The following is a 4,670-nucleotide window of genomic DNA, read 5'->3' on the forward strand; positions in this document are numbered from 1 at the left end:
GCGACTCCCGCGAGGAACGGTCGCGTCAACGCCGGCACGATCACCTTCACCGGCACCTCGAACCCGAACGCGAAGATCGAACTCCGCTCGATCGCGACCGGCGACCCCCTGGGCACCACCACCGCCGATTCCAAGGGCGACTGGTCCGTGGACGTGAACAAGAACCTCGGCGCCGGCACCTACACGATCCGCGTCGTCAACGGCAGCCTGACCGAGGACCGCAGCTTCACCGCGGTCAACCCGGTCGTCGACCAGCTCGACGTGAAGACCCCCGCCGCGGGCGGCACCCCGGTCGCCCCGGGCACCGTGACCTTCACCGGCACCGCGAACGCGGGCGCGAAGATCGAACTCAAGTCCGTCGCGACCGGCGACCCCCTGGGCACCACCACCGCGAACGCCGCGGGCAACTGGTCCGTGGACGTGAACAAGCAGCTCACCACCGAGCAGGTCTACACGATCCGCGTCGTGAACGGCACCAAGCAGGTCGACCGCACGTTCACCGTGAAGAAGCCGAGTGTCACCGAAGAACTCACCGTCACCGGCCCGGCAACCGGCACCCCGGTCGCCCCGGGCACCGTGACCTTCACCGGCACCGCGAACGCGGGCGCGAAGATCGAACTCAAGTCGATCGTGACCAACATGTCGCTCGGCACGACCACCGCCGACGGCAACGGCGACTGGAGCGTTGATGTCAACAAGCGCCTCGATGTCGCAATGACGTACACCATTCGCGTGGTGAACGGCGGCACGCACATCGACCACACGTTCCAGGTCCGCTAGCCTCCGAGGAGAAGCCCCGTACACAGAGCCGGGGTGGTCGCGAGAGCATCGAGACCGCTCCGGCTCTTCCTGTAGGAGCAAGGAGTCGCGCCCGTCAGTAGCGAACGGGAGGCCCTCGAAGTGTGCCAAGCTCTGGGGTGCGCCTTGAGACGGCGTTCCGGCACGCGATCCCGAGCATGGGCCAGGCGTCCTGGCGAAGAGCCCCGATGAGATCGAGCGCCGGAGCGCCGCTCTTGGGCGCGGCTCCGGCGCAGGAACGCTATCGCGCCCATCTCGTGCGCGATTGCGTTCCGCAAGAGCCGAGGAACCGGTATTTGCTCCACGCGTATCGCAGCGCGAGCGCGGGCTTGCCCCACAAGATCCCAGCCGGTGGGATTGTAATTTGAAACAAGACGGAGAGTCTCCGACTCCTTGAACGCTTCTTCTTGCGTGAACCGCTCGCCGTCTCCGCCACGAGTTGGACCCGGGGAAGAAACTCACGACACCTGACGGGATCAGAATCGCACGACAACCCGCCCCCAGGAAAACTTCCTATCCAACATTTCTTCCGGCTGGAGCGCGCCTCACCCTGAGCGATCTATAAGCGTGCTCTACGCTGCGGCTATGGTTATCGCCGTTGCCAGAATCCTGCACGCTGATGGGTCATCTGAGGACGTACGCGGACCCGAGCGACCGTCCTGGGATACCGCACGAGATGCCGTCGTGATCCCCGAGGGTGCGCAGCTGCTCGCCTGGAAAACCGGGGACGGACGCTGGGGGCAATCCTTGGTCGAGCCCGGCCCCGAATCCGGCCCTTCCCCTCGCCATGATCGCGGGGCATGATTCAGGTATCCGCGCATCGCGCGGTGCATACCTGACGAAGGGCACGAAGATGAGTTCCGTCGCACGCATCACGACCATCAGCAGCCGCTCCGAGACGAGCTTTGACGACGCCATCACCTCCGGCATCGCACGCGCCGCCGAGACGCTCCGCGGGATCTCCGGAGCCTGGGTGAAGGATCAGAAGGTCGAGATCACCGACGGTGCCATCGTCGGCTACCAGGTCCTCCTCGAAGTCACCTTCGTCCTCGAAGATTGACCGCGAAGACGGCAGCCCACCGAACCGAAAGCATTCTGTACGCGCTACGAGAATGACGAAACCCCCGGCTTTGGAAGCCCGGGGAGGGGTTCTGTGCACCCCAACGCCACAGAGCTTGGGCGGCGATGTACAACAGTTGCTCACGTGAAATACAAGAAGGGTCGTCGCGCCTGCGGGGCGGCACCGTTCACCCCGCGATACGGAGACCTGGCGGCGGAGCGGATCGAGATCAAAGGCACCGACAGATCTGGATTTTCAGCCTTCCCCAGCGCCCTGAAAGCGAAATCGTCAACGGATCCATCCACCACTACCAGGCCGCACTCGCCCTCGAGAATTGGCACCGCATCCAAGCCCCTCAAGGGGCGCCCGCCTCGGCCACCCGTCCGCGAGCCCTCGCGCCCCATCCCACCTTGGCCCCCGATCCGGCCCGGCACCTGCCGCTTCTTTCGAGTGGTCGAAGTTCACCTGGACCAACCACCCAACGGCAGCACCACGGACCGATATATTACCAAGCGATCCAGTAGACGATATTTCAGCATGTATGCATACTGGAGTGGTGCGGGTTGCTCTGAGCGCTCGCCCTCCTGCCCTGTGCGGGAAGCCCCGTCTGCGCGGTTGCAGTGCCGGCGGGGCACTCTCATGTTTCGAGATAACTAAGGAAGAGCAATCAGTATGACGAAACGACGGAATATGCGGAAGATTGGCTTTGCCGGCCTGACCGCGGCGGTGGCGTTCAGTGGGATCGGGTTCGGGATGACCCCGTCGTTCGCCGACGACGCGGCGAGCACGAGCTCCACACCCCAGCGCCTCACCGGGAAGCTCGTGGCTGTGGCCGCCTCTGGCTATGCCGGGCTCCTGAACACGAACGCCTCAGCAGCAGGCTTCACCGCGACTGCACTGCACCTGAGCCCGACGAAGGCCGACGCGCTGACCGCGGCCGCGGTCTACGAGACGCCCGCCATCGGCGAGGTGGGAGACATTCGCACCCAGAACCCGGCCGGTGGGCCGGACCTGTGTATCTCCTGGGTCGCGAACGGCGCGATGCAGCCCCTGGTGCCCTGCGACGGCTCCGCCGCACAGCAGGTGCGCCTGACCGCAAACGGGACGCTCGCAACCCCCGATGGCACCTCCTCGATGCGCCAGTACTACAACATTCTTCTCCAGGGGCCCACGGGTCTGGGGCCGATGCGTTTTGACCTGGACCAGCTCAAGGCCGTGTTCTCGGCGTCGGTGCAGTCGGTGGACCTCCACGCCCGCACCGCTGACCTCACCGGCCACGCGGTCCCGGGATCGACTGTGATCCTGAACGACTCGACCGAGATCACCGTGGGCGAGGACGGCACCTGGTCGTACACAATCACCGGCCTCAAGCTCGGCAAGAACACCATCAAGGTCGAGCAGTACGAGGGCGAGAACAACAAGACCGGCGACACGACCGTCGATGTCGAGCTGAATGTCGCCCCGATCACCGCGACCGCGGCGTTCCTGCCCGACGTCACGAAGAACCTCACCATCTCGGGCGTGGCCCAGGCCGGCGCGAACATCGAGATCTGGCAGGGCACCAAGATGCTCAAGGTCACCCCCGCCGCCGCGATCACCGGCGCGTTCTCCACCGACCTCACCGCACCGAATGCGGGCGGCAAGCAGACCTACACCATCAAGCAGGTCATCGACGGCGAGACCGCCGCGACCACGTTCGATGTGACCGCTGACTTCGGCGCGGCAGCACTGATCGAGACCCCGCTCCCCGACGCCGAGCACAATGGTGGCGCGCTGCGCTTCCAGGGCCGCGGTGTCGGCGGCGGCCAGATCAGCCTGAAGAACCAGGCCGGCACCGAGATCGGCACCGCGACCGTGCTCGCCAACGGCATCTGGACCATCGACGCGGCAAACATCCCCGCGACCGACGGCATCTACACCGCCACCCAGACCGGCAAGGGCAACAACGTCACGACCGCGTCCGTGCACCTGAACCCGGGCGTCACGAACGAGAAGCTCGACGTAGCGACTCCCGCGAGGAACGGTCGCGTCAACGCCGGCACGATCACCTTCACCGGCACCTCGAACCCGAACGCGAAGATCGAACTCCGCTCGATCGCGACCGGCGACCCCCTGGGCACCACCACCGCCGATTCCAAGGGCGACTGGTCCGTGGACGTGAACAAGAACCTCGGCGCCGGCACCTACACGATCCGCGTCGTCAACGGCAGCCTGACCGAGGACCGCAGCTTCACCGCGGTCAACCCGGTCGTCGACCAGCTCGACGTGAAGACCCCCGCCGCGGGCGGCACCCCGGTCGCCCCGGGCACCGTGACCTTCACCGGCACCGCGAACGCGGGCGCGAAGATCGAACTCAAGTCCGTCGCGACCGGCGACCCCCTGGGCACCACCACCGCGAACGCCGCGGGCAACTGGTCCGTGGACGTGAACAAGCAGCTCACCACCGAGCAGGTCTACACGATCCGCGTCGTGAACGGCACCAAGCAGGTCGACCGCACGTTCACCGTGAAGAAGCCGAGTGTCACCGAAGAACTCACCGTCACCGGCCCGGCAACCGGCACCCCGGTCGCCCCGGGCACCGTGACCTTCACCGGCACCGCGAACGCGGGCGCGAAGATCGAACTCAAGTCGATCGTGACCAACATGTCGCTCGGCACGACCACCGCCGACGGCAACGGCGACTGGAGCGTTGATGTCAACAAGCGCCTCGATGTCGCAATGACGTACACCATTCGCGTGGTGAACGGCGGCACGCACATCGACCACACGTTCCAGGTCCGCTAACCCGGGAAGAGCGCAACACACAACCGAA

Annotated in this window: 3 protein-coding genes; all 3 read left to right on the forward strand. The window is 65.8% G+C overall.

The window, feature by feature from the left end:
- The coding region (locus ABD169_RS15985; protein WP_344033609.1) for an Ig-like domain-containing protein at positions 1-780 on the forward strand (780 nt) is incomplete at its 5' end.
- 871 nt (positions 781-1,651) lie between these two features.
- Positions 1,652-1,858, forward strand: coding sequence for a dodecin family protein (locus tag ABD169_RS15990; protein WP_344033610.1), 207 nt, complete (start codon positions 1,652-1,654; stop codon positions 1,856-1,858).
- Between the two features lie 753 nt (positions 1,859-2,611).
- Complete coding sequence (locus ABD169_RS15995; RefSeq protein WP_344033611.1) at positions 2,612-4,642, forward strand: hypothetical protein; 2,031 nt, start codon at positions 2,612-2,614, stop codon at positions 4,640-4,642.
- Positions 4,643-4,670: the final 28 nt, after the last annotated feature.

The organism is Leucobacter iarius (assembly GCF_039530105.1).
In the GTDB taxonomy this organism is placed as follows: domain Bacteria; phylum Actinomycetota; class Actinomycetes; order Actinomycetales; family Microbacteriaceae; genus Leucobacter; species Leucobacter iarius.